Genomic DNA, 19038 nt, shown 5'->3' with positions numbered 1-19038 from the left:
GACCAGGACGGCGCTGAGGAAATAACGGCTGGTCGAGGTCTGCTGCACCGGCAATTCGGGCGCTTCGGCGAAATCGCCGAACTCGGAGATATAAGCGGTCTGTTGCGCCTCGTAGTGATAGGTCTCGATCGGCGCGAAGTCGGGGAAATAAAGGCTGATCGCAATCTGTCCGAGATCGGGAACCTTGAGCTCGATCGGGTCGCTGAGCAGCGGCGCGCCGGGCGCCAGATCGGCCTGCCTCTCGCCGCCGAATGTCACATGCCGGATCGTCGCGGCATCGACCGCGCCCTCCTTCGCGGCAAGGGCCACGGTAGCGGCGCCGATCCGGATCGGCGAGGCGCCATATTCGTTGGACAGCCTCAATCGCAACCTCTCGCCGCCCTTGCTGACGCGCAACACCTGGCGCACCGTCTGCTGGTGGAAGCCGTAGAGCACGGCGTCTCCGGGCCAGACATTCATCGGGCTGGCGCTCCAGGTTCCGATCCAGTGTTCCATCTTCTCCATCCCTTCGATTTTCGGCGTAGCCCGCGCGAACACAGATAGCCGCGGCGCGCGACGCAGGCTACCGGTTGCGCTTTCCGCGACACATACATTTTTGACTCGCCGCACCACGCACCTGCAGTCCAGCCCTTCGCTTTCCGGAATGATGGCGCAGCCGCAACATCGGTTTTCCCGAGCGGAATCAAAAAAGTACTAACACCTGCCCCGGAACGTGGTGGCTGGCCGGACAGCGCGCGCCTAGCCTGAAATCGACATCAGATCGCCGGGGGAGGAGACGTCCGGAAGATGTCCAGGGCTGCATGCCCCGTCGGGCGGCTTCGTGGAAAAGCCGCGCCGGCAATGGATTCCAACCATTTTCAGGGAGCGAGACATGGGTTCCGAAACCAAGAGCTTTATGATGAACCGCCGCACGCTTTTGCAGGGTGCGGCAGCCACCGCCGGCGGCCTGTTGCTGGCGAGTGGCGAGCGCGCTGCGGCGCAAGGCGCGGCCTCCAAAATTGTGGCCTGGGAGACCGGCTATCTCGGGTTCTTCTTCTTCGTCGTGCTGCAGGAGGCGCTGAAGCGCAAGGTCGAAAGCCTCGGCCTGGAGTTCGTCGGCAAGGACGCCAATGGCGATGCCAACGCGCAGGTCAACGACTGGAACAGCCTTCTGTTGCAGAAGCCGCGCTACCTCATTTCCGACGCACTGGACTCGGAACTGCTCATCCCGCTGGCCAAGAAGGCGACGTCGCTTGGCGTGCCGCTCGGCATGGTCGACACCGTGCTCACCGGCGGCGAGGTGGCCGCCTCCGTCACCTTCGACAACAAGCAGTCGGGCGTCATGGCGGCCGAGAAGACCGCTGAGCTTTTGACCAAGAAACATGGCTCGCCGAAGGGCAGCGTGCTCAACAATTACGGCTCGCTGACGGCGGTCGCGCTGCGCGACCGCAAGGACGGTTTCGAGGACACGCTGAAGAGCAAATACCCCAACATCGAGATCATCTCGCGGCCGCAGAACAACCAGCATGAGCAGGCGCTCGCCGTGGTCTCGGCGACGCTGCGCGAGCGGCCGGACCTCGACGCCATCCACATGCCGACCGACATCTTCGTCGTCGATGCGCGAAAGGCGCTCGAAACGCAGAAGCGGCTGTTCCCGGTCGGCCACGAGAAGCACATCATCCTGACCAGCATCGATGCCTCGCCGAACGCGCTGGAATGGGTGAAGGCCGGCGAGATCGACGCCGATATCGCGCAGGACCCGATCGCCTATGTCGAGATCGTCGTCGACCTGCTGGAAGAATACACGCTGAAGGGCAAACCGGTCCCGACCGGACCCTACGAGAACAAGAAGTATTTCTGGGAGAAGGGCACGATCGCCGACAGCCCGTGCGGCCCGCTGCTGACCATCCCGCCCTACTTCCTCACCAAGGAGAACGCCGACGACCCGCGCCACTGGGCCAATGTCGTGACCCAGGTGTGGAAGATGCAGCAGAACGCCGGCTGAGATCGCAGCCGACGAGACGGGTGGGAACGCGCCGTCGCGTTCTCACCCCATTTCGGAATTACCGGTTATCCAGATGAATGTCGCCGAAGGCACGATCGTGCCCGATAGTCTTGCGCCGGACAACGCCGGTGCTGTCCTGACCGTCGACAACGTCTTCAAGCGCTTCGGCCCGCTTGCGGTGTTGGACGGCGTCTCGCTGACCGTCTCGAAAGGGGCGATCCATGGCCTGCTCGGCAAGAATGGCGCCGGCAAGTCGACGCTGTCCAACATCATCGCCGGCCTCTTGCACCATGACGGCGGTTCGATCCTGTTGGCCGGCGAGGACGTATCGGCCCTGCCGCTGACGGCGCGCAGGAAGCGCGGGCTCCATCTTCTCTCCCAGCATTCGGAGATCTTCGAGGACCTTTCGATCGGCGAGAACCTTCTGCTGCCGGAATTGCCGAGGCGCTTCGGCCTGACCGACTGGGCAGCGCTTCATCGCCTGGCGGCGCGCCAGCTCGAAAGCCACGGCATGCCGGTCGACCCGCGGCGGCGCGCCGGCGACCTCGGCGCCAGCGACAGGCGCAGGCTCGCCATCATCAAGGCGGTCGCGGCCGAAGCCTCGCTGATCATCCTCGACGAGCCGACGGCGGGCCTGGCCGCGGCGGAACGGCTGCATCTTCTCGAATGGGTAGAAAGCCTCACCGAAAGAGGCACATCCTTCATCTACATCTCGCACCACAATGACGAGGTGCGGCAGCTTTGTTCGGAATACACGGTCCTGCGTGACGGCAAGGTCACCGCCAGCGGCAAGGCGGCAGAGCTTTCGGCCGACGCCATGGCGCGCGTCATCACCGGCGCCGATGTCGCCGAGTTCCACCGCAGCCGCGAGAACTACTCCGCCGCCATCGCGCTCCGCGGGCTTTCCTTTCCCGGCGGCGGACCGGTCGACCTGACGATCGGCCGTGGCGAGATCGTCGGCCTCGTCGGTCTGCTCGGCGAAGGGCCGCAGGAACTGATGCGGGCGCTCGGCGGTCTGCTTCCCATCGAAGCCGGCGCCGTCATCATCGATGGGCGGGAGGCGCGTCTCGGCTTGCCGGGGCAGAGTCTCGACTCGGGCATCGCCTATCTCACCCACGACCGCATCGGCGAAGGTCTGGTCGGCTCGATGTCGGTGACCGAGAATCTCAACCTCGGCAATTGGCCGCGGTCGCTCGGCTGGCTGGTCAGCGGCGCCGGTATGAGCCGCCGCATGCGCGAGGCGCGCGGCGCCATGGATATCGTCATGGGCAGCGGCGGCCAGGAGATCGGCGAACTGTCCGGCGGCAACCAGCAGAAGGTGCTGCTCGGCCGGCTGCTGGAACGCAAGCCAAGGCTGCTTCTGCTCGACGAGCCGACCGTCGGCGTCGATGTCGCCGCCAAGGAACAGATCCACCGCCTGATCGACGATGCGACGAAGAAGGGCGTCAGCGTGCTGCTGCTCGCCCAGGACCCGGAAGAGATGCAGCGCCTCGTCGACCGCGTGGTGATCTTCTCCAGGGGTCGTATCGCGCGCACGCTGCAGGGCGCCGAGATAACCATCGACGCGATCGCCGAAGCGAGAACGGCGCGATGAAAGTTTTGAGGTAAGGCTCCGAAATGGCCAGCAAGAAATTCCTTCTCGACAATGTGGTCTGGATCCTGATCGTCGTGTTCAGCATCCTTGCCGGTTTCCTCAATCCGTTCTTCCTCTCGGAAGGCAATCTGCAGAACGTGCTGGTGCAGGCGACCACGCTGGGCGTCCTTGTGCTTGCGGTTTCCTTCACGCTTCTGATCGGCGAGATCGACCTGTCCGTGGTCGGCAATCTCGTCTTCTCGAGCATGGTCGGCGCCTATGCCATGCAGCAGTTCGGCGTCCACTGGACGCTTGCCGTCCTCATCACCATCGCCGCCGGCGTGTTTGTCGGCCTGCTCAACGGCTACTTCGTCGCTTATCTGCGCATGAACTCGCTGATCGCGACGCTGGCGATGGGGCTTTTCCTGCAAGGGGCGGTGCTCGGCGCCACGCAGGCGCGCACCATGGTCGTCACCGACGAAGGCTACAGCTACATAGGCAGCGCCACCATCGGCAACTGGCCGGTGATGCCGATCGCGCTGTTCGTCGCCTATCTCCTGGCCCATGTCGTGCTTGCCTATTCGGCCTGGGGGCGGAACCTCTACGCCACCGGCGGCAACCGCCGGGCGGCCAACGCCGCCGGCATCAACGTCAAGCGCGCAAGGCTCGGCGCCTTCACCGCCTCGGGCTTCCTCGCGGGGCTCGCCGGCTTCCTCTACACCTCCTATCTTGGCGGCGTTAGCGTCACCGTCGGCAGCACGACGCTGCTCTATGCCGTGGCGGCACCCGTCATCGGCGGCGTCTCGCTGTTCGGCGGGCGCGGCCGCGTCATCGGCATGCTCGGCGGCACGCTGCTCATCACCGTCATCCAGACCGGCCTGCAGCTCATCAATGTCTCGGCCTATTATATCCAGATGATCGGCGGAGCGATGATCCTGCTCGCGATCGCCGTCGACGCCTTCCGCATCAGAAGCGAGGAGCGCGGCGTCGTTTGAAGGCGGCGTCGGCTTTGTGGAGGAGGCTCAGGATAGTCAAAAAAGTACTAATGGTCGGACGGGAACATAGTGGCGCCGGTTTTGTCGGCTCAGTAGTCTGGCCGGTATGAGACCGATGGGAGGTGGCGCGTCGACGAGGCGATCGCGCTCAGGGTTTCGATTCGGGAGGAACAGCGATGAAACCTGATCTCGAGGTTGTGCAGATCAGGCCGGGCGAGTCGTTCACCGCCTGGTCGCACGGCTATCCGTTCCGCACCGTGCGCTGGCATTTCCATCCGGAATATGAGCTGCATCTCATCGTCGCCACCCGCGGCCGTTATTTCGTCGGCGACTTCATCGGCGAGTTCGAGCCGTTCAATCTGGTGCTGACCGGCCCCAACCTGCCGCACAACTGGGTGAGCGATGTGCCGAAGGACGCGACGGTGCCGCTGCGCTGCCGCATCATCCAATTCAACGAGGGCTTCATCGACGGCGCCATCAACACCTTCCCCGAGCTTGGTGCACTGACGCCGGTGCTGGAGGCCTCGCGCCGCGGCGTCCTGTTCAGCCGGCAGACCAGCCGGCAGCTCGCCCCGCTGATGGAAGAGATCATGAATTCGCAAGGTGTGCGCCGCATCGAGCTGTTCATGATGATGATGGGCCTGCTCAGCCGCGCGGAGGGCGCGCGGATGCTCGCCAGCGCAAGCTACCTGCCCGACCCGTCGGGCTATATGTCGGCCGGCATCAACAAGGCGCTTGCCTATCTGCGCGAGAACCTGACCCAGCCCTTCAGCGAGACGGATCTGGCCGCCATCGCCGGCCAGTCGCCCAGCGTCTTTTCACGCTCCTTCCGCCAGCATACCGGGATGACGCTGGTGCAATATGTGAAGCGGCTGCGCATCAATCTGGCCTGCCAGATGCTGATGAGCGACGAGCAGGCCTCGATCACCAATATCTGCTTCGAGGTCGGCTACAACACCCTTTCCAACTTCAACCGGCAGTTCCTCGCCGAGAAAGGCATGACGCCTTCGCATTTCCGGCGGCTGACACTGCACAATATCAACCTGGCGAAAGCGGCCTAGCCAGCCGGCACGACAGACAGCGGAAGACGGTAGCCGGGAGCAAGCCGACCCCGGCGAGGCGAAGCGTTGCCTGCGTGCGGACTGGAACGGCAAGACGGAACATGAGGACCCCATGGCTCAGAAACTGATCGACAAGGTCGCCGCGGTCACTGGAGCCGCCTCCGGCATCGGACTCGAATGCGCCCGCATGATGGTCTCGGAAGGCGCGCGCGTGGTGCTGGTCGACCGCGACGGAGAGGCGCTGCGCGCCGTCTGCGAGGAACTTGGCCCGGCGGCGATCCCGTTGCGGGTCGATCTGACGGATACCGCCGATGCAGCCCGCATGATGCCCGGGATCCTCGACCGTGCCGGCCGGCTCGATATCTTCCACGCCAATGCCGGCGCCTATATCGGCGGCGAGGTGGTGAGTGGCGACCCCGATGCCTGGGACCGCATGCTGAACCTCAACATCAACGCCGCCTTCCGCTCCATCCGGGCCGTGCTGCCGCATATGGTCGAACGCAAGACGGGCGACATCGTCATGACCAGCTCGATCGCCGGCCTGGTGCCCGTCGTGTGGGAGCCGATCTACACCGCTTCCAAGCACGCCGTGCAGGCCTTCGTGCACACAGTCCGGCGGCAGGTCGCCAGATACGGCCTGCGCGTCGGCGCCGTCGCACCCGGTCCGGTTGTCACCGCGCTCATCAAGGATTGGCCGAAGGACAAGCTCGAGCAGGAGCTTGCCGCCGGCGGGCTGATGCAGCCGATCGAAGTGGCGGAAGCCGTCATGTTCATGCTGACCCGGCCGCGCACCGTCACCATTCGCGATCTTGTCATCCTGCCGCAAAGCAATGACCTATAGAAACCGTTTGGACCGGCGAAGGATCTGAAGTCATGAGCAGCCATTTCATCGGCATCGACATCGGCACCGGCAGTGCCCGCGCGGGCATCTTTGACGAACAAGGTGTGCTGCTCGCCTCCGCCAAGGCCGACATCGCCATCTGGCACGCCGAAGGCCACATCGTCGAGCAGTCGAGCAACGACATCTGGCGCGCCGTCGCGGCCACCGTCCGCGAGGCCGTGTCGCTAGCCGGCATTTCAGCGCAATCGGTGCATGGCATCGGCTTCGATGCGACCTGCTCGCTTGTCGTTCTCGGGCCGGGCGGCGCGCCGCTGACGGTCAGCCCGTCGGGCGATCCGGAGCGCAACATCATCGTCTGGATGGATCACCGCGCCACCGATCAGGCGCGCCGGATCAACGACACCGGCGAGGACGTGCTGCGCTTTGTCGGCGGCACCATCTCGCCGGAGATGGAAACGCCGAAACTCCTGTGGCTCGCCGAGAACATGCCCGGGACCTTTTCGGCGGCATGGCAGTTCATGGACCTCGCCGATTTCCTCACCTGGCGGGCAACCGGCAGCCTGGCGCGCTCGACCTGCACCGTGACCTGCAAATGGACCTATCTCGCGCACGAGGCGCGCTGGGACGACGCCTATTTCCGCAAGGTCGGGCTGGGCGCGCTTGCGGATGAGAAATTCACGCGGATCGGCACCGAGATCGTGGCGCCCGGAAGCGCGCTCTCCAACGGCTTGACGGACGAGGCGGCGGCCGAGCTCGGCCTGTTGCCTGGAACGCCGGTCGCTGCCGGCATGATCGATGCCCATGCCGGCGGCATCGGCTCGGTCGGCGCGCGCGGCGGCGCCGGCGACGTGACGACGCGCATGGCCTATGTCTTCGGTACTTCCGCCTGCACCATGACGACGACCGAGCAGGCGGCCTTCGTGCCTGGCGTGTGGGGGCCTTACTTCTCCGCCATGGTGCCGGGCCTGTGGCTGAACGAAGGCGGCCAATCGGCGGCGGGCGCCGCCATCGATCGTCTCGTCGGCATGCACCCCGCCGCCGTCGAGCTTGCCGGCATCGCGGCGCGCAGCGGCCAGAGCCTCAGCCAATGGCTGGCGCAGGAAGCCGAACGGCACGGCGGCGCGGCCAGGGCCGATAGGCTTATCGGCAGCCTGCACGTCGTTCCCGAATTTCTCGGCAACCGCGCGCCTTTGGCCAACCCCGAAGCGCGCGGGCTGATTGCCGGGCTGGACATGGCGACCGGCGCCGACAGCCTCGTCGCGCTCTATCTCGCCGGCCTGTGCGGCCTCGGTTATGGCGCGCGCCAGATCCTGGCGGCCATGCATGGCCGCGGCATCGAGATCGATACGATCGCCATCAGCGGCGGCGCGGGACAAAGCCCGCTCGTGCGGCAGCTCATCGCCGACGCCACCGGCAAGGTGGTCTACGCGCCGACGTCCCCCGAGCCGGTGCTGCTCGGCTCGGCGATGCTCGGCGCCGTGGCCGCCGGCCGCCACCCCGACCTTCCTGCGGCCATGGCGGCGATGTCGGAGGTGGGCGAGGTCTATTCGCCGAATTCTTCGCTCGCCGCCTGGCACGACAGGCGCTTTGCCGCGTTCGAACGCCTGCAGGCCGCCGCGCTGTCGGTGCTGGCCGTGTGAGATCTCCAGCCGCCTCCCGCCGACGTTCACCGTCACTTGCACTCTTCGCCCGGAACCATCGCCGGGCGGAGGGGTTGTGTCGTCAGACTTCGAGAGACGGAAGGAAAGACGATGCGGACGTTGACGATGATGCTCGCTCTTTCGACCTTTGCCCTGGCGCAGCCGGTGTCGGCTCAACGCGCCGATCCGCAACCGCCCCAGGCTCTGCCGCCGGCTGAACAGCCTCTGCCCGACCAGGTGCAACCCGATCCGGGAAATTCCGGCCAGAGCGTTACCAATGTTGTGGTGGTGGCGATGGAGGACTTGCCCGCGGAGATCAAGGCCCAAGCCGAAGCCGTGGTCACCAGGACGACCGCCAAGGACCTGGCCAAGCTGCAGAAATCGATCGATGCCTCACCCGAGGCGGTATCGGTGCTGCATGCAAACGGGCTGAATTCCTCGCAGGTCGTTGCGGCCAACATCGACGGCGACGGCACGCTGACGCTGATCATCCAGACCACGACGTGACCGGCGTCGTCAGACGCGGCTGACCCGACCGTCACGGCCAACAAGACCAGATTCCGCGGAGGGGCCGCCATGGCCGAAACCGCCGTCCGCAATTTCACCCTCAACTTCGGACCGCAGCATCCGTCGGCGCATGGCGTGCTCAGGCTGGTGCTGGAGCTGGACGGGGAGATCGTCGACCGCGCCGATCCGCATATCGGCCTGCTGCACCGCGGCACGGAAAAGCTGATCGAATACAAGAACTATCTGCAGGCCCTGCCGTACTTCGACCGGCTCGACTATGTGGCGCCGATGAACCAGGAGCATGCCTTCTGCCTCGCCGCCGAGAAGCTGCTCGAAATATCGGTTCCCCGGCGCGGGCAGCTCATCCGCGTCCTGTTTTGCGAGATCGGCCGGCTCTTGTCGCATCTGCTCAACGTCACCACGCAGGCCATGGATATCGGCGCGCTGACGCCGCCGCTCTGGGGCTTCGTCGAGCGCGAGAAGCTGATGGTGTTCTATGAGCGTGCGTCCGGCGCGCGCATGCACGCCAATTACTTTCGGGTCGGCGGCGTGCACCAGGATCTGCCGGGGCAGTTGCTCGACGACATCTGGGATTTCTGCGATCCGTTCCTGAAGGTCTGCGACAACCTCGAGGAACTCCTCACCGACAATCGCATCTTCAAGCAGCGCAACGTCGACATCGGCGCGATCTCTCTCGACGACGCCTGGGCCTGGGGTTTTTCCGGCCCGATGGTGCGCGGCTCGGGCGCGGCCTGGGATTTGCGCAAGGCGCAGCCTTACGAGTGCTACCCCGAGATGGAATTCGACATTCCGGTCGGCAAGCACGGCGACTGCTACGACCGCTATCTCGTGCGCATGGAGGAGATGCGGCAGTCGGTGCGGATCATGAGGCAGTGCCTGGAAAAACTGCGCTCGACCGATGGCCAGGGGCCGGTCGCCGTGCCCAACCAGAAGATCACCCCGCCGCCGCGCGCCACCATGAAGCGCTCGATGGAGGCGACGATCCACCATTTCAAGCTCTATACCGAGGGCCATCGCGTGCCGCCCGGCGAGGTCTACGCCGCGGTGGAAGCCCCGAAAGGGGAATTCGGCGTCTATCTGGTCTCGGACGGCAGCAATGTTCCGTACCGCTGCAAGATACGCGCGCCGTCTTTCGCCCATCTCCAGGCGATGGACTATCTGTCGCGCGGGCACATGATCGCCGACGTCGCGGCAATCATCGGCTCGCTGGACATCGTGTTTGGCGAGATCGATCGCTGACTGATGACGTGGAGTGCCAGGCGTCGCTACGATGGAGCGGCGGGAGAGTATGCAACTCCCCCGCCGCTTCGGGTCCGGTATTGAGCCTTCCGCGCGGTTCCGCGAACCGCGGCCATTGCTCAGTACGTGAACAGGCCTCTCAGCCAGGCAAGAATGCCTGAGCCCGGCGAGATGGCCGCACGGACACGGGACGCCGCCCAGCGTGCCGGCAGGTTGGCGCCGACATGGCAATGGCAGACGACCTCGTGCAGCTGCCAGTCGCTAAGCTCGAAGAAGCGCTTCGCTTCGCCGTAACTGTCGTCCTGCAAACCTTGAGCACGAAAGATCGGGTCTTCGAAAGCGACAGTGATCGGCGATCCGGCCGCACGCATTCTTTCGCGCACTTCTGGAGTGGCATATTCGGTGCCCGCAAGCGCCATGAGGCGCCGGCCGGGGTCTTGCTCGAGAAGTTGCGCCCAGCGTTCGAGGCGCTGGCCTCGACTGGCGATGAGAACCGCTGCTTCAGCATGAACGTCGGCAACGGCATTGAGTTGGTCTACGGTTTGGTGCTTCAAGGCCGCCTCCTATGTCGGCAGATGATCACCCGCCCCACTACGGAACTAAGGCGCTGCATGGCGCCGGCAAGAGCCGAAACGGGTTATGAGAATCATTTGATCGGCATTCGTGTCCCGCGCCGCCGGATTGCGACGGATTCGCGTTGGAACCATCCGCGGGCGTGACCGTTCTGCCAGCGTCAGCCGCCCCCCGGACGCTCGATGAGCGCCAGGGAATGCGGTGATCAATCCATCATGTTCTGGTCGAGCGGATGTCCGGTTGCCGGAAACCCCATCACGCCGACGGCCCGCCAGCGCAACGAGGGAACCACTTTATGGCCATTCTCCCCAACCCCGACCCGACGCCGACGCCAGTGCCCACGCCGCCGCCGTTCCCCGACCCGAAGCCGATGCGCGAGCCGGATCCGGAGCGGCTGCCGGACGAGACCCCTGTCCCCAATCCGGATGAGAACGACGTGCCACCCAAGCATTCGGCGAAGCTCGGCGGCGCCAGTCGGCGTGAGCAGTCTTCTCCCAGCGCTCCTTCGTCGACTCGATCGTACGTTCCGCAATCCAGGTAACTCATAGAAACGCTTACTGTGCCGCGTTTGGCACTTACGCCCGCCATCGGCGTGGCCGCAATGTTCATACCCTGATGCCGCGCAGGTAGTGCAGGCCGAGCCAATTGAGCGGACCGCCTTCGATGCGCTCGAATCCGGTTGCCGCCAGCGGTTGGCGAAGACCGTGCAGGTCGAACTGGCCATGCAGGCCGTGCTTTGCCGACATGTGTCCGCGTTCACTGACGGGCCCTGCATAGTCGATCAGCAACAGCCGTCCGCCCGGAGGCAGAACGCGTGCCGCCTCGCGCAGGCAAAGGCTGCGTCTTGCTTCCGGCACCATGTGCAGCACCGTCGTGAAAGTGACTGCATCGAAGCGTCCGTCCTCGAACGGCAATTCGGCCGCATCGGCATGGTGAAAGGCGATGTCGAGGCCCGCCCGGCCGGCCTTGCGGCGAGCCGCGGCAAGCATCTTTTCGGAAACGTCGACGCCGACCACCGATCCGCCGGGCTGCACGCGGCGCCATGCGGAAATCGCCTGCGTGCCGGTGCCGCATCCGACCTCCAGCAGTTGGAAGCCCGGCGCCAGACCGGCCAGATCGAGCAGCGCCTCGCGATAGGCCCGGTCGCGCCCGCGGGTCAGGACAAGGACCAGCAGGTCGTAGAGGCGCGGAAAGCCGATGCCCTTGTTGGCGTCGGGGCTCATTACGGCTCCAGCGACGCGCGCTTGGCTTCGCATATGGTGCATGTTCATCACGTCCTTCCTTCAACAGGCAGTTCAAGAACCCGCGAATGCCGGGAAAAGCGGCCGACGACTGGCGAAGCTTCGAAACAGTCCGTATGATAATGAACACTCTGTCCGGAATTTTCGACGGACGATGCAGGCGGAACGTCCGTTAGTGGACAATTCCGCGCCCGCCGTCCTGGAAAAGGCGGGCCAGGAAAGACGCTCCGTGGACCGGCGAAGGAGAAGTGATCCATGTCGCGCCAGATCGATCGGCGAGCGGCCCGCACGCGCAAAGCCCTTCACCAGGCGCTGCTGACGCTTATGCTGCGCAAGGGTTACGAGGCTCTCTCGGTGCAGGACATCATCGATGAAGCCGACATTGGCCGCTCGACATTCTACGCCCACTATACCGGCAAGGAGGATCTGCTGCGCAGCGGCTTCCAGATGCTTCGGGAGGAGCTCAAGGAGGCGCAATCGATGGTGCGCGTGGGAGCCGAGGCCTCGCACGACGACCCGCTCGGCTTCAGCACGGCCATGTTCAAGCATGCCGCCCGGTATGCCGATCACTACAGGACGATGATCGGCGGGCGCGGCGGCGCCGTGACGGAGAATGAAATCCGCCTGATCCTGTCAGAGATGGTACGGCAGGAACTGCCCCCTACCCTCCATGGCGATATGATGCCGCGCGACTTCGTCGTGCAATTCATCGTCGGCGCTTTCCTTACGACTCTGAACTGGTGGTTCGAGCGGAAGCCGAAACTGTCGCCGGCCCAGGTCGACGCCATGTTCCGGAGCCTGGTGCTCGATGGGCTTTCACCCTTGGTAGGCGGCAAGCGACGGCCGGCGGATCACCCCGCTGCACATCGCGATGCGGATTGATCGGTCTCAACGATGGGGTCCCGTCGACTGAGCCGATCAGAGAGGGTGGGCCTCATCGACATTCGGCAATTCAAGTGCAGAGCGGAGCAAGCCGCGACCTCGTCGATAAAGGGTCGAATACGCAACCGGCGCCAATAGGTCGGCGTGAGGCTGGAAATCCGCAATGCGCTTGTTGAAACGTATTGTCCCGCAGCCGGGAACCAGGCAATCCCGATTTCCCTTCGGACATTTGCTGAAAGAGCAAAGCCGGCCAAGGTAACGGTCGCTGTCGGGTTCGAACAGGAACACGTCGAGTTGATGGCTGACGAAGCTGATGCCGACGCCTGTCTCGAATGCCTGCCGCAGCGCGGCGGCGCCTGCGCGACGCAGTTCGCCGAGCCGGTGCTGCGAATTGATCCATAGGGCCAGGTCGAGGTCGCCGCATTCATGCCAGACCTCGATGCGTGCCCGGCGGAACTCGCTGAACCTGGGAATCTCCTTCCAGAGCGGTTTCGCCACCGAGCCAATAACGGCGATCGCCTCGATTTCGGAGAACGTCATCCAGGCCCGCGTGACGACATCGGCCGCTATGCGGAACTGGCGCTGTCGTTCCAGAAGGTACCGGTTCTGGCTTTCGATCTCTGACCGCTTCATGGACTCATCCGATAAGCTTCATCAAATTGCGTTTGCGGCCAAAGCGGAGCTTGAGTTCGGCAATATGAGCGGCCTGTTCCTTTGGAGAACGCAGCCCTGCCATGCGGAGCAGCAACTTCATCACCTCCTCATAGGCGGGAGCCCCACCGACTTCAGCCAGTTCATCTATGCGCGTCGCATAGGTCTCGATCGCCTCGCCGGGATGTGTCGCCTCGCTCGCCGCGGCGAGGGTTTCACGCAAGCTTGACGACACACCATACTTGCGGACCGTCGCCCAAGCATCGTCGAACGCCCGGTCATGGATCATGATGCGGACGAGCAGGTCTGCGGGGAATCCCCATCGCGTCGGCGCTTTGCCTGCGAGTTGCGATCGTAGGAACTTCGTCGCGGCTTCGCCCGCGCCGCTGCCCCCAATCCGGCACAGTTCCTCGTACAGTTGAAGGCTGGGTGCCTTTTCGAACGCTCGTTGCAGCAGCTTTTCGGCCTCTTTGCACCGGCCGGCACGCGAAAGAAGCTCGACCGTGAGCAGCACGAGCCGCTCGTCCAAACGGTCGTCCTCAAATACCCACAGCCCCTCTTCAGCGCGGCGAAGAGCCTCGTCCGCTCGACCATGTGCGAGGCAGAACTCCGCAAGCTGTAAGTAGCGCCAGGGTGACGACAGCTCTTTCGCCCGCAAGCCTATGCGGGCATCGAGGTCGCCATCGCTTTCGGCGAACCCGTCCAGGACATGCATCAGCAAATCATAATTCGCGTCAGCATCCGTGGTGGACGAAAGACGTCCCGCCTGTGGGCCGACCTTCGGCGTCAGCTTTTCCCACGCCTCCGCCGCCAGGCGGCGATACTCGGCAAGTCCCAGCGCGCCCAACACGTCGGCATAGATTGTCGAAGCGCCGTCGAACGCGTCATATTCGCCCTTCATCTCGCGAGCGAACAGCGTCCTGGCAAATAATACAGGTTCAGGTCCCGCGGCGCGGGCAGCGCTCAAGTGAATATCCTGCGCTCGGCACAGCAGGCCGCCGCAATGACCGTCGGAGTCGTCGATTGACCCGATCGCCCTTTCGATCCGGTCGAAGGCATGCTCCGCCAAGCGCAAAGCGAGGACCGAACGCCCGGACGGCACAAGGTCGGCGACGACGTCAAGCACCTCATCCACGCCCGCGGCCCATCCAGGTACCGCGCGGTATTCGACGTAGCCTCTCGTCCTTGTCTCGTCATCTATGGCCTTGCGCAAACGCGCTTCGAGCGTCTTGTCGTCAGCGCTCATTGTCGACGCGGCCATGTCGAGCTTGCGAAACAGCGTCGGATCGCCATCGATGAACCCGACAATCATTTCGATCAGGGCGTCGATGCTTTTCGCGCGCAGGTATTCCCGGATGCGGGCGAGCGCGCCGACGTCTTCCGGCTCCGCGTCCGCAGCATTCGTCGCCAGCGCGACCGCGACCATGTGCTTGCAAAAACCCCTATCGTCGAAAGCCGGACAGGAACAGCTTCCTCCGATCTCGGAACCCCGGCCGGTGACCTCTGCGCGGTAGTCCTCCGTGCCGGCGACCTGAGCGCGCACGCGCCGCGCATCCGTGGTGAGTATATCAACCTGGCCTTGGGAGCAGTAGGCTTCGCCACGCGCAAACACCTTGTCGCCCGCAAGCTCGCGCAAGGTTGCGACGTCAAAGCGGGTCCGGCTCTCGGTCATATGTGGTTGGACCCCAACTCCATTCGATCACATGCAGAACCTTGCCCGATCGACCAAAAATGTCACTGAACCGGACGCGAAGGTGGCGGGTTGGATCGCCGCTTAACAGCATCAAGACAGCGACGAATCGATCGTAGTGGCTCTCCCGAGATCGTCAAGAACGTGGCCATTTCGCATCACGAAACCCGCGCCGGCGTCCACGCTCCGCCCGCCGCGTTCGACTCCACCGCCGCCGCCACGAACTTCACGCCGCGCGCGCCGTCGACCACGTCCGGTACCTGCGCCGCGCGCGCCGCATCGACAGCCCCGCCCACTCGGTGCGCGCGGATGATGTCGGCGGCGTCGCGGTAGAAATTGGCGAAGGCCTCGATATAGCCTTCCGGATGGGCGGCCGGCATGCGCGAGACGCGCCGCGCTTCCGTGGTCGAGCCGTGGCCGCCGCGCACCAGCGTGCGGGTTTCCTCGCCATAGGGCGAGAAGCGCAGCTCCTCCGGCCGCGTGCCCAACCATTCGAGCCCGGCCTTGTCGCCATAGATGCGCACCGAGAGGTCGTTGTAGTGGCCGGGCGAGGTCTGGCTGGCGAGGATCGTGCCGCGCGCTCCGCCTGTCCAGCGCACCAGGACATGCGCATTGTCGTCGAGCCGTCGTCCGGGCACGGCGGTGAACAGGTCCGCCGAGACCGCCTCCGCCTCGAAGCCCGAGATGAAGCTCGCCAGGTTGAAGGCGTGCACGCCGATGTCGGCGAGCACCGCCGACTGTCCGGCGCGCGCCGGATCGGTGCGCCATTCGGCCTGCTTCTGGCCTTGCGCGTCGATCGGCTGCGTCAGCCAGTCCTGGATATAGGCGCCATGCACGGAAACGATGCGGCCGAGCGCGCCGGCCGCCACCATCTCGCGCGCCTGCCGCACCATGGCATAGCCGGTTTTGTTGAGCGTGACGACGAAGCGGCGCTTCCTCGCTTTTGTCAGCGCCACCAGGGCTTCGGCCTCGGCTAGCGTGGTGGACAGCGGCTTGTCGCAGATGACGTCGATGCCGGCCTCGAGGAAGGCGGTAGCGATCGGCGCATGCAGGTGGTTGGGCGTGACGACGACCACCGCCTCGATGCCATCCGGCCGCGCCGCTTCGGCTTTCGCCATGGCATGATAGTCGGCATAGCTGCGCTCCGGCGCTATGCCGATCTCGGCGGCCGATGCCGCCGCGTTCTCCGGATCCGAGGAAAGCGCACCCGCCACGAGGGCGATCTGGTCGTCGAGCCGCATGGCGAGGCGATGCACCGCGCCGATGAAGGCGTTGCGGCCGCCGCCGACCATGCCGACCGTCAGGCGTTTGCGCGAGGTTCCGTCAGCGGTTGCATGGACCATGTTTGCGATTATCCTCCCTGAAATGGCGATCCGTTGTCGGCGACGCCTGCCGCAATTTTTCGAATGATATTTCTATTTTTCGTTTTGTAAAACTCCCGTGCCGCGATAGCGTTTCTCTTGGCCCAACCGATGGGCCGCATCCGGAGGAGGGTTCGGATGTTCCAAGCCGTCAACGGGTACCTCGTATGAGCAGCCGCAAACCGACAGACGAGCCGTCTCCGCACGGCCTGGAGACGGCAGCGGGAAAACGCAGCCGTTCGCTGGCGGCACTTGGCTACACCAAACCGCAAACCTATGAGGAACTGCGCGCCGTGCTCTCTTCCGGCACCGTGCATTTCCCGAAGCGGCTGCGCCAGGTTGCCATCTTCCTGTGGCAGCATCCGAGCGACGTGGCGCTCGGCACCATCGCGCAGGTGGCCGACCAGGCCGGCGTGCAGCCCTCGACGCTGGTGCGCTTCGCGCAGATCTTCGGCTATGCCGGGTTTTCCGATTTCCAGGGCCTGTTCAAGGACCACATGAAAGGCTCATGGCCGGAGGGTCGCAGCCACGAGCCCACGGCCGAACCCAACGCCAACCTGCATTTCCTCAACGGCATGGTCGGCGCCTCGCAAGCCTCACTCGGCCGCATCGGCAACGGCTTCGACATCGACAGCTTCGAGAAGATGGTCGAACTGCTGGCCAGCGCGGAACTGATCTATGTCATCGGCAGCAAGCGCGCCTTCCCCGTCACCACCTATCTGTCGCTGACGCTGTCGCAGCAGGGGGTGCGCAACGTGCTGGTCGACAATGTCGGCTCGACCGCGCTCGACCAGGTCGGCTGCATAACGCCGCGCGACGCGGTGCTCGCAGTCTCCTTCAGCCCCTATAATTCGATCACGCCCGACCTCGTCGCCGTCGCGCATGAGCGCAAGGCGCGCATCGTCGCCATCACCGACAGCACCTTCTCGCCGCTGGTGAGACTCTCCGACGCCTGGCTGGAGGTGGTAGAGTCGGATTTCGCCGGCTTCCGCTCGCTCGCCGCATCGCTCGCCGTCGGCATGGCTTTGGTCCACGGCGTCGTTGCGCGCCGGACAGGCTGACCGTGGCGGTTGACTATCGGGAACTTTTGTTCCATTTTAAAAAAATAGAAACTTTGTTCCGGGAGGAGGAATGGAGGTTCGGCTCGACAACAAGGTGGTGCTGGTCACCGGCGCGACGCAGGGCATTGGCCGCGCGATCGCCGAGACCGCCGCGCGCTCCGGCGCCGAAGGCCTTGTGATCACCGGCCGCGACCGCAAACGCGGCGACGCTGTCGCCGCCGAACTTTCCGCCATGGGCACCCCGACCGCCTTTGCCGCCGCCGACCTCGGCGATCCCGAGGCTCCGGCAATGCTCGCCCGGACCTGCATCGAGCGCTTCGGCCGCATCGACGCACTCGTGAATGCCGCGGGCCTTACCGACCGCGCCTCCTTCGTCGATGCCAGCCTCGAAGACTGGGCATCGCTGTTCGCCGTCAATGCGCGCGCGCCCTTCTTCCTGATGCAGGCGGTCATCGCCGACATGACGAAGCGCGGCGGGGGCGGCGCCATCGTCAACATCCTGTCGATCAACGCGCATTGCGGCTCGCCCGAGCTTGCCGTCTATTCCGCCACCAAGGGCGCGCTGGCGACGCTGACCAAGAATGCCGCCAATGCCCACCGCTTCGACCGCATCCGCGTCAACGGCATCAATGTCGGCTGGACCGACACGCCGGCCGAGCGCGTCATGCAGGCCGATACGCTTGGCCATGGGCCGGGCTGGCTCGATGCGGCCAATGCGGCCCAGCCCTTCGGCCGGCTGTTCTCGGTGGGCGACATCGCCAACCTCGCCGTCTTCCTGCTCTCCGACGCTGCCGGGCCGATGACCGGCGCGCTGATCGACCAGGAGCAATGGGTGATCGGAGCGAACCGGTGAGCGCGGTGCGCGCCGAAAGCCTCGGCCCTGCCCTGCTCAGTTGCTTGCCGTCCGAGGTCCGCAAGCCGGCTTACGATCGCGCAGCAATGAGACCGGGTATCGCGCATATCGGTGTCGGCGCCTTCCACCGCTGCCACCAGGCCGAATATACCGACGATCTCCTGGCGAACCATTTCGACCGCTGGGGACTGGTCGGCATCAACATCCGCCCGCCTCTTCTCGCCGAAACGCTCGGCCGGCAGCACGGCCTCTACACGCGGCTGATCCGCCAGAATGACGAGGTCGAAGCGCGCATCATCGGCAGCATCATCCGCGTCATCGACAGTCAGGGCAGCGCCAGGCCGGCGCTCGAAGTGCTCGCCTCGTCCGACATCGAGATGGTCACCATGACGGTGACCGAGAAAGGCTATTGCCACGTTCCGTCGAACGGCGCGCTCGACCTCGACCATCCCGACATCGTGCACGACCTCGCCAACCCACAAGCGCCGCGCAGCGTGCCCGGCATCCTGGCGAGGGCGCTGGAGCTGCGCACGGGCTCGCATGGCCGGCCGGTGACGCTGCTGTCCTGCGACAACATCCCGACCAACGGCATCATCCTCGGCAATGTCGTGCGGGCGTTCGCCGAACGGCGCGGCAATGGGCTGGTGGATTGGATCGCGAGCAATGTCACCTTCCCTTCCGCCATGGTCGACCGCATCGCGCCGGCAACGACGGAGGTTGATATCGCTGCGGTGGAAAAGCGCTTCGGCTACCGCGACAGCGCCGTCGTCGTCGGCGAGCGCTTCCGCCAATGGGTGATCGAGGACCGTTTCGCCGGCCGCGTGCCGCGCTGGGACCTCGTCGGAGCGACCTTCGTAAACGACGT

Annotated in this window: 18 protein-coding genes and 1 pseudogene; 13 read left to right on the top strand and 6 right to left on the bottom strand. The window is 64.9% G+C overall.

Annotated features, from left to right (window positions below):
* A pseudogene (locus EOA29_RS05795) lies at positions 1–495 on the bottom strand (SGNH/GDSL hydrolase family protein); the annotation flags it as partial.
* 376 nt (positions 496–871) lie between these two features.
* Between EOA29_RS05795 and EOA29_RS05790 the strand changes: the two are divergent.
* From EOA29_RS05790 to EOA29_RS05755, 8 genes are all read left to right on the top strand, one after another.
* The gene (locus tag EOA29_RS05790) at positions 872–1984 is read left to right on the top strand and encodes a sugar ABC transporter substrate-binding protein (protein WP_126092010.1); all 1113 of its coding nucleotides are present in this window, start codon (positions 872–874) and stop codon (positions 1982–1984) included.
* 73 nt (positions 1985–2057) lie between these two features.
* The gene (locus EOA29_RS05785) at positions 2058–3578 is read left to right on the top strand and encodes a sugar ABC transporter ATP-binding protein (RefSeq protein WP_126092009.1); all 1521 of its coding nucleotides are present in this window, start codon (positions 2058–2060) and stop codon (positions 3576–3578) included.
* A 23-nt stretch (positions 3579–3601) separates the two neighbouring features.
* Positions 3602–4552 (top strand): ABC transporter permease, encoded by a 951-nt coding sequence (locus EOA29_RS05780; RefSeq protein WP_126092008.1) that lies wholly within the window; start codon positions 3602–3604, stop codon positions 4550–4552.
* 176 nt (positions 4553–4728) lie between these two features.
* Positions 4729–5613: an AraC family transcriptional regulator gene (locus EOA29_RS05775; RefSeq protein ID WP_126092007.1), complete on the top strand. Its 885-nt coding sequence runs from the start codon at positions 4729–4731 to the stop codon at positions 5611–5613.
* A gap of 112 nt (positions 5614–5725) precedes the next feature.
* Entirely contained in the window at positions 5726–6454 is a 729-nt protein-coding gene (locus EOA29_RS05770) for an SDR family oxidoreductase (RefSeq protein ID WP_126092006.1), read from the top strand.
* A 32-nt stretch (positions 6455–6486) separates the two neighbouring features.
* Positions 6487–8094 carry an FGGY-family carbohydrate kinase gene (locus EOA29_RS05765; RefSeq protein WP_126092005.1) on the top strand — a complete coding sequence of 536 codons (1608 nt, stop codon included), beginning with the start codon at positions 6487–6489 and terminating at the stop codon, positions 8092–8094.
* Positions 8095–8205: 111 nt separating this feature from the next.
* Positions 8206–8601, top strand: coding sequence for a hypothetical protein (locus tag EOA29_RS05760; RefSeq protein ID WP_126092004.1), 396 nt, complete (start codon positions 8206–8208; stop codon positions 8599–8601).
* 69 nt (positions 8602–8670) lie between these two features.
* On the top strand, positions 8671–9861 hold the full coding sequence (locus EOA29_RS05755) for an NADH-quinone oxidoreductase subunit D (protein ID WP_126092003.1): 1191 nt from the start codon (positions 8671–8673) through the stop codon (positions 9859–9861).
* A 119-nt stretch (positions 9862–9980) separates the two neighbouring features.
* Here EOA29_RS05755 and EOA29_RS05750 read toward each other — a convergent pair whose 3' ends face one another.
* On the bottom strand, positions 9981–10415 hold the full coding sequence (locus EOA29_RS05750) for a hypothetical protein (protein WP_126092002.1): 435 nt from the start codon (positions 10413–10415) through the stop codon (positions 9981–9983).
* A gap of 314 nt (positions 10416–10729) precedes the next feature.
* Between EOA29_RS05750 and EOA29_RS05745 the strand changes: the two genes are divergently transcribed.
* On the top strand, positions 10730–10975 hold the full coding sequence (locus tag EOA29_RS05745) for a hypothetical protein (protein WP_126092001.1): 246 nt from the start codon (positions 10730–10732) through the stop codon (positions 10973–10975).
* Positions 10976–11039: 64 nt separating this feature from the next.
* On the opposite strand, the gene EOA29_RS05740 is transcribed toward EOA29_RS05745, so the two are convergent.
* On the bottom strand, positions 11040–11705 hold the full coding sequence (locus EOA29_RS05740; RefSeq protein WP_126092000.1) for a methyltransferase domain-containing protein: 666 nt from the start codon (positions 11703–11705) through the stop codon (positions 11040–11042).
* Positions 11706–11930: 225 nt separating this feature from the next.
* Here EOA29_RS05740 and EOA29_RS05735 point away from each other — a divergent pair, with 225 nt between their 5' ends.
* Positions 11931–12557: a TetR/AcrR family transcriptional regulator gene (locus tag EOA29_RS05735; RefSeq protein WP_126091999.1), complete on the top strand. Its 627-nt coding sequence runs from the start codon at positions 11931–11933 to the stop codon at positions 12555–12557.
* Between the two features lie 36 nt (positions 12558–12593).
* Here the strand turns inward: EOA29_RS05735 and EOA29_RS05730 are convergent, their stop codons facing one another.
* The 3 genes from EOA29_RS05730 to EOA29_RS05720 all read right to left on the bottom strand — a co-directional run bounded on the left by EOA29_RS05730 (position 12594) and on the right by EOA29_RS05720 (position 16241).
* Positions 12594–13190, bottom strand: coding sequence for a hypothetical protein (locus EOA29_RS05730; RefSeq protein WP_126091998.1), 597 nt, complete (start codon positions 13188–13190; stop codon positions 12594–12596).
* A 4-nt stretch (positions 13191–13194) separates the two neighbouring features.
* Positions 13195–14880 carry a DUF6880 family protein gene (locus EOA29_RS05725; RefSeq protein ID WP_245468419.1) on the bottom strand — a complete coding sequence of 562 codons (1686 nt, stop codon included), beginning with the start codon at positions 14878–14880 and terminating at the stop codon, positions 13195–13197.
* A 176-nt stretch (positions 14881–15056) separates the two neighbouring features.
* Positions 15057–16241 (bottom strand): Gfo/Idh/MocA family oxidoreductase, encoded by a 1185-nt coding sequence (locus tag EOA29_RS05720; protein WP_127220419.1) that lies wholly within the window; start codon positions 16239–16241, stop codon positions 15057–15059.
* A 185-nt stretch (positions 16242–16426) separates the two neighbouring features.
* Here EOA29_RS05720 and EOA29_RS05715 point away from each other — a divergent pair, with 185 nt between their 5' ends.
* The 3 genes from EOA29_RS05715 to EOA29_RS05705 form a co-directional block, all read left to right on the top strand.
* A complete protein-coding gene (locus tag EOA29_RS05715; protein ID WP_126091996.1) occupies positions 16427–17320 on the top strand; it encodes a MurR/RpiR family transcriptional regulator in 894 nt (297 codons plus the stop codon).
* Positions 17321–17390: 70 nt separating this feature from the next.
* On the top strand, positions 17391–18173 hold the full coding sequence (locus EOA29_RS05710; protein WP_126091995.1) for an SDR family oxidoreductase: 783 nt from the start codon (positions 17391–17393) through the stop codon (positions 18171–18173).
* Positions 18170–19038 (top strand): mannitol dehydrogenase family protein (locus EOA29_RS05705; protein WP_245468418.1); only part of this gene is annotated, 869 nt, incomplete at its 3' end. The genes EOA29_RS05710 and EOA29_RS05705, both read left to right, overlap by 4 nt.

The organism is Mesorhizobium sp. M1E.F.Ca.ET.063.01.1.1 (genome assembly GCF_003998155.1).
Taxonomy (GTDB): Bacteria; Pseudomonadota; Alphaproteobacteria; order Rhizobiales; family Rhizobiaceae; genus Mesorhizobium.
This window is presented reverse-complemented; position numbering and strand designations above follow the sequence as displayed.

What these genes read in the sequence shown, in the direction of transcription:
- EOA29_RS05790 (WP_126092010.1), top strand. Translation starts at nt 872, where the DNA reads ATGGGTTCCGAAACCAAGAGCTTTATGATGAACCGCCGCACGCTTTTG.
- EOA29_RS05785 (WP_126092009.1), top strand. Translation starts at nt 2,058, where the DNA reads ATGAATGTCGCCGAAGGCACGATCGTGCCCGATAGTCTTGCGCCGGAC.
- EOA29_RS05780 (WP_126092008.1), top strand. Translation starts at nt 3,602, where the DNA reads ATGGCCAGCAAGAAATTCCTTCTCGACAATGTGGTCTGGATCCTGATC.
- EOA29_RS05775 (WP_126092007.1), top strand. Translation starts at nt 4,729, where the DNA reads ATGAAACCTGATCTCGAGGTTGTGCAGATCAGGCCGGGCGAGTCGTTC.
- EOA29_RS05770 (WP_126092006.1), top strand. Translation starts at nt 5,726, where the DNA reads ATGGCTCAGAAACTGATCGACAAGGTCGCCGCGGTCACTGGAGCCGCC.
- EOA29_RS05765 (WP_126092005.1), top strand. Translation starts at nt 6,487, where the DNA reads ATGAGCAGCCATTTCATCGGCATCGACATCGGCACCGGCAGTGCCCGC.
- EOA29_RS05760 (WP_126092004.1), top strand. Translation starts at nt 8,206, where the DNA reads ATGCGGACGTTGACGATGATGCTCGCTCTTTCGACCTTTGCCCTGGCG.
- EOA29_RS05755 (WP_126092003.1), top strand. Translation starts at nt 8,671, where the DNA reads ATGGCCGAAACCGCCGTCCGCAATTTCACCCTCAACTTCGGACCGCAG.
- EOA29_RS05745 (WP_126092001.1), top strand. Translation starts at nt 10,730, where the DNA reads ATGGCCATTCTCCCCAACCCCGACCCGACGCCGACGCCAGTGCCCACG.
- EOA29_RS05740 (WP_126092000.1), bottom strand. Translation starts at nt 11,705, where the DNA reads ATGAACATGCACCATATGCGAAGCCAAGCGCGCGTCGCTGGAGCCGTA.
- EOA29_RS05735 (WP_126091999.1), top strand. Translation starts at nt 11,931, where the DNA reads ATGTCGCGCCAGATCGATCGGCGAGCGGCCCGCACGCGCAAAGCCCTT.
- EOA29_RS05730 (WP_126091998.1), bottom strand. Translation starts at nt 13,190, where the DNA reads ATGAAGCGGTCAGAGATCGAAAGCCAGAACCGGTACCTTCTGGAACGA.
- EOA29_RS05725 (WP_245468419.1), bottom strand. Translation starts at nt 14,880, where the DNA reads ATGACCGAGAGCCGGACCCGCTTTGACGTCGCAACCTTGCGCGAGCTT.
- EOA29_RS05720 (WP_127220419.1), bottom strand. Translation starts at nt 16,241, where the DNA reads ATGGTCCATGCAACCGCTGACGGAACCTCGCGCAAACGCCTGACGGTC.
- EOA29_RS05715 (WP_126091996.1), top strand. Translation starts at nt 16,427, where the DNA reads ATGAGCAGCCGCAAACCGACAGACGAGCCGTCTCCGCACGGCCTGGAG.
- EOA29_RS05710 (WP_126091995.1), top strand. Translation starts at nt 17,391, where the DNA reads ATGGAGGTTCGGCTCGACAACAAGGTGGTGCTGGTCACCGGCGCGACG.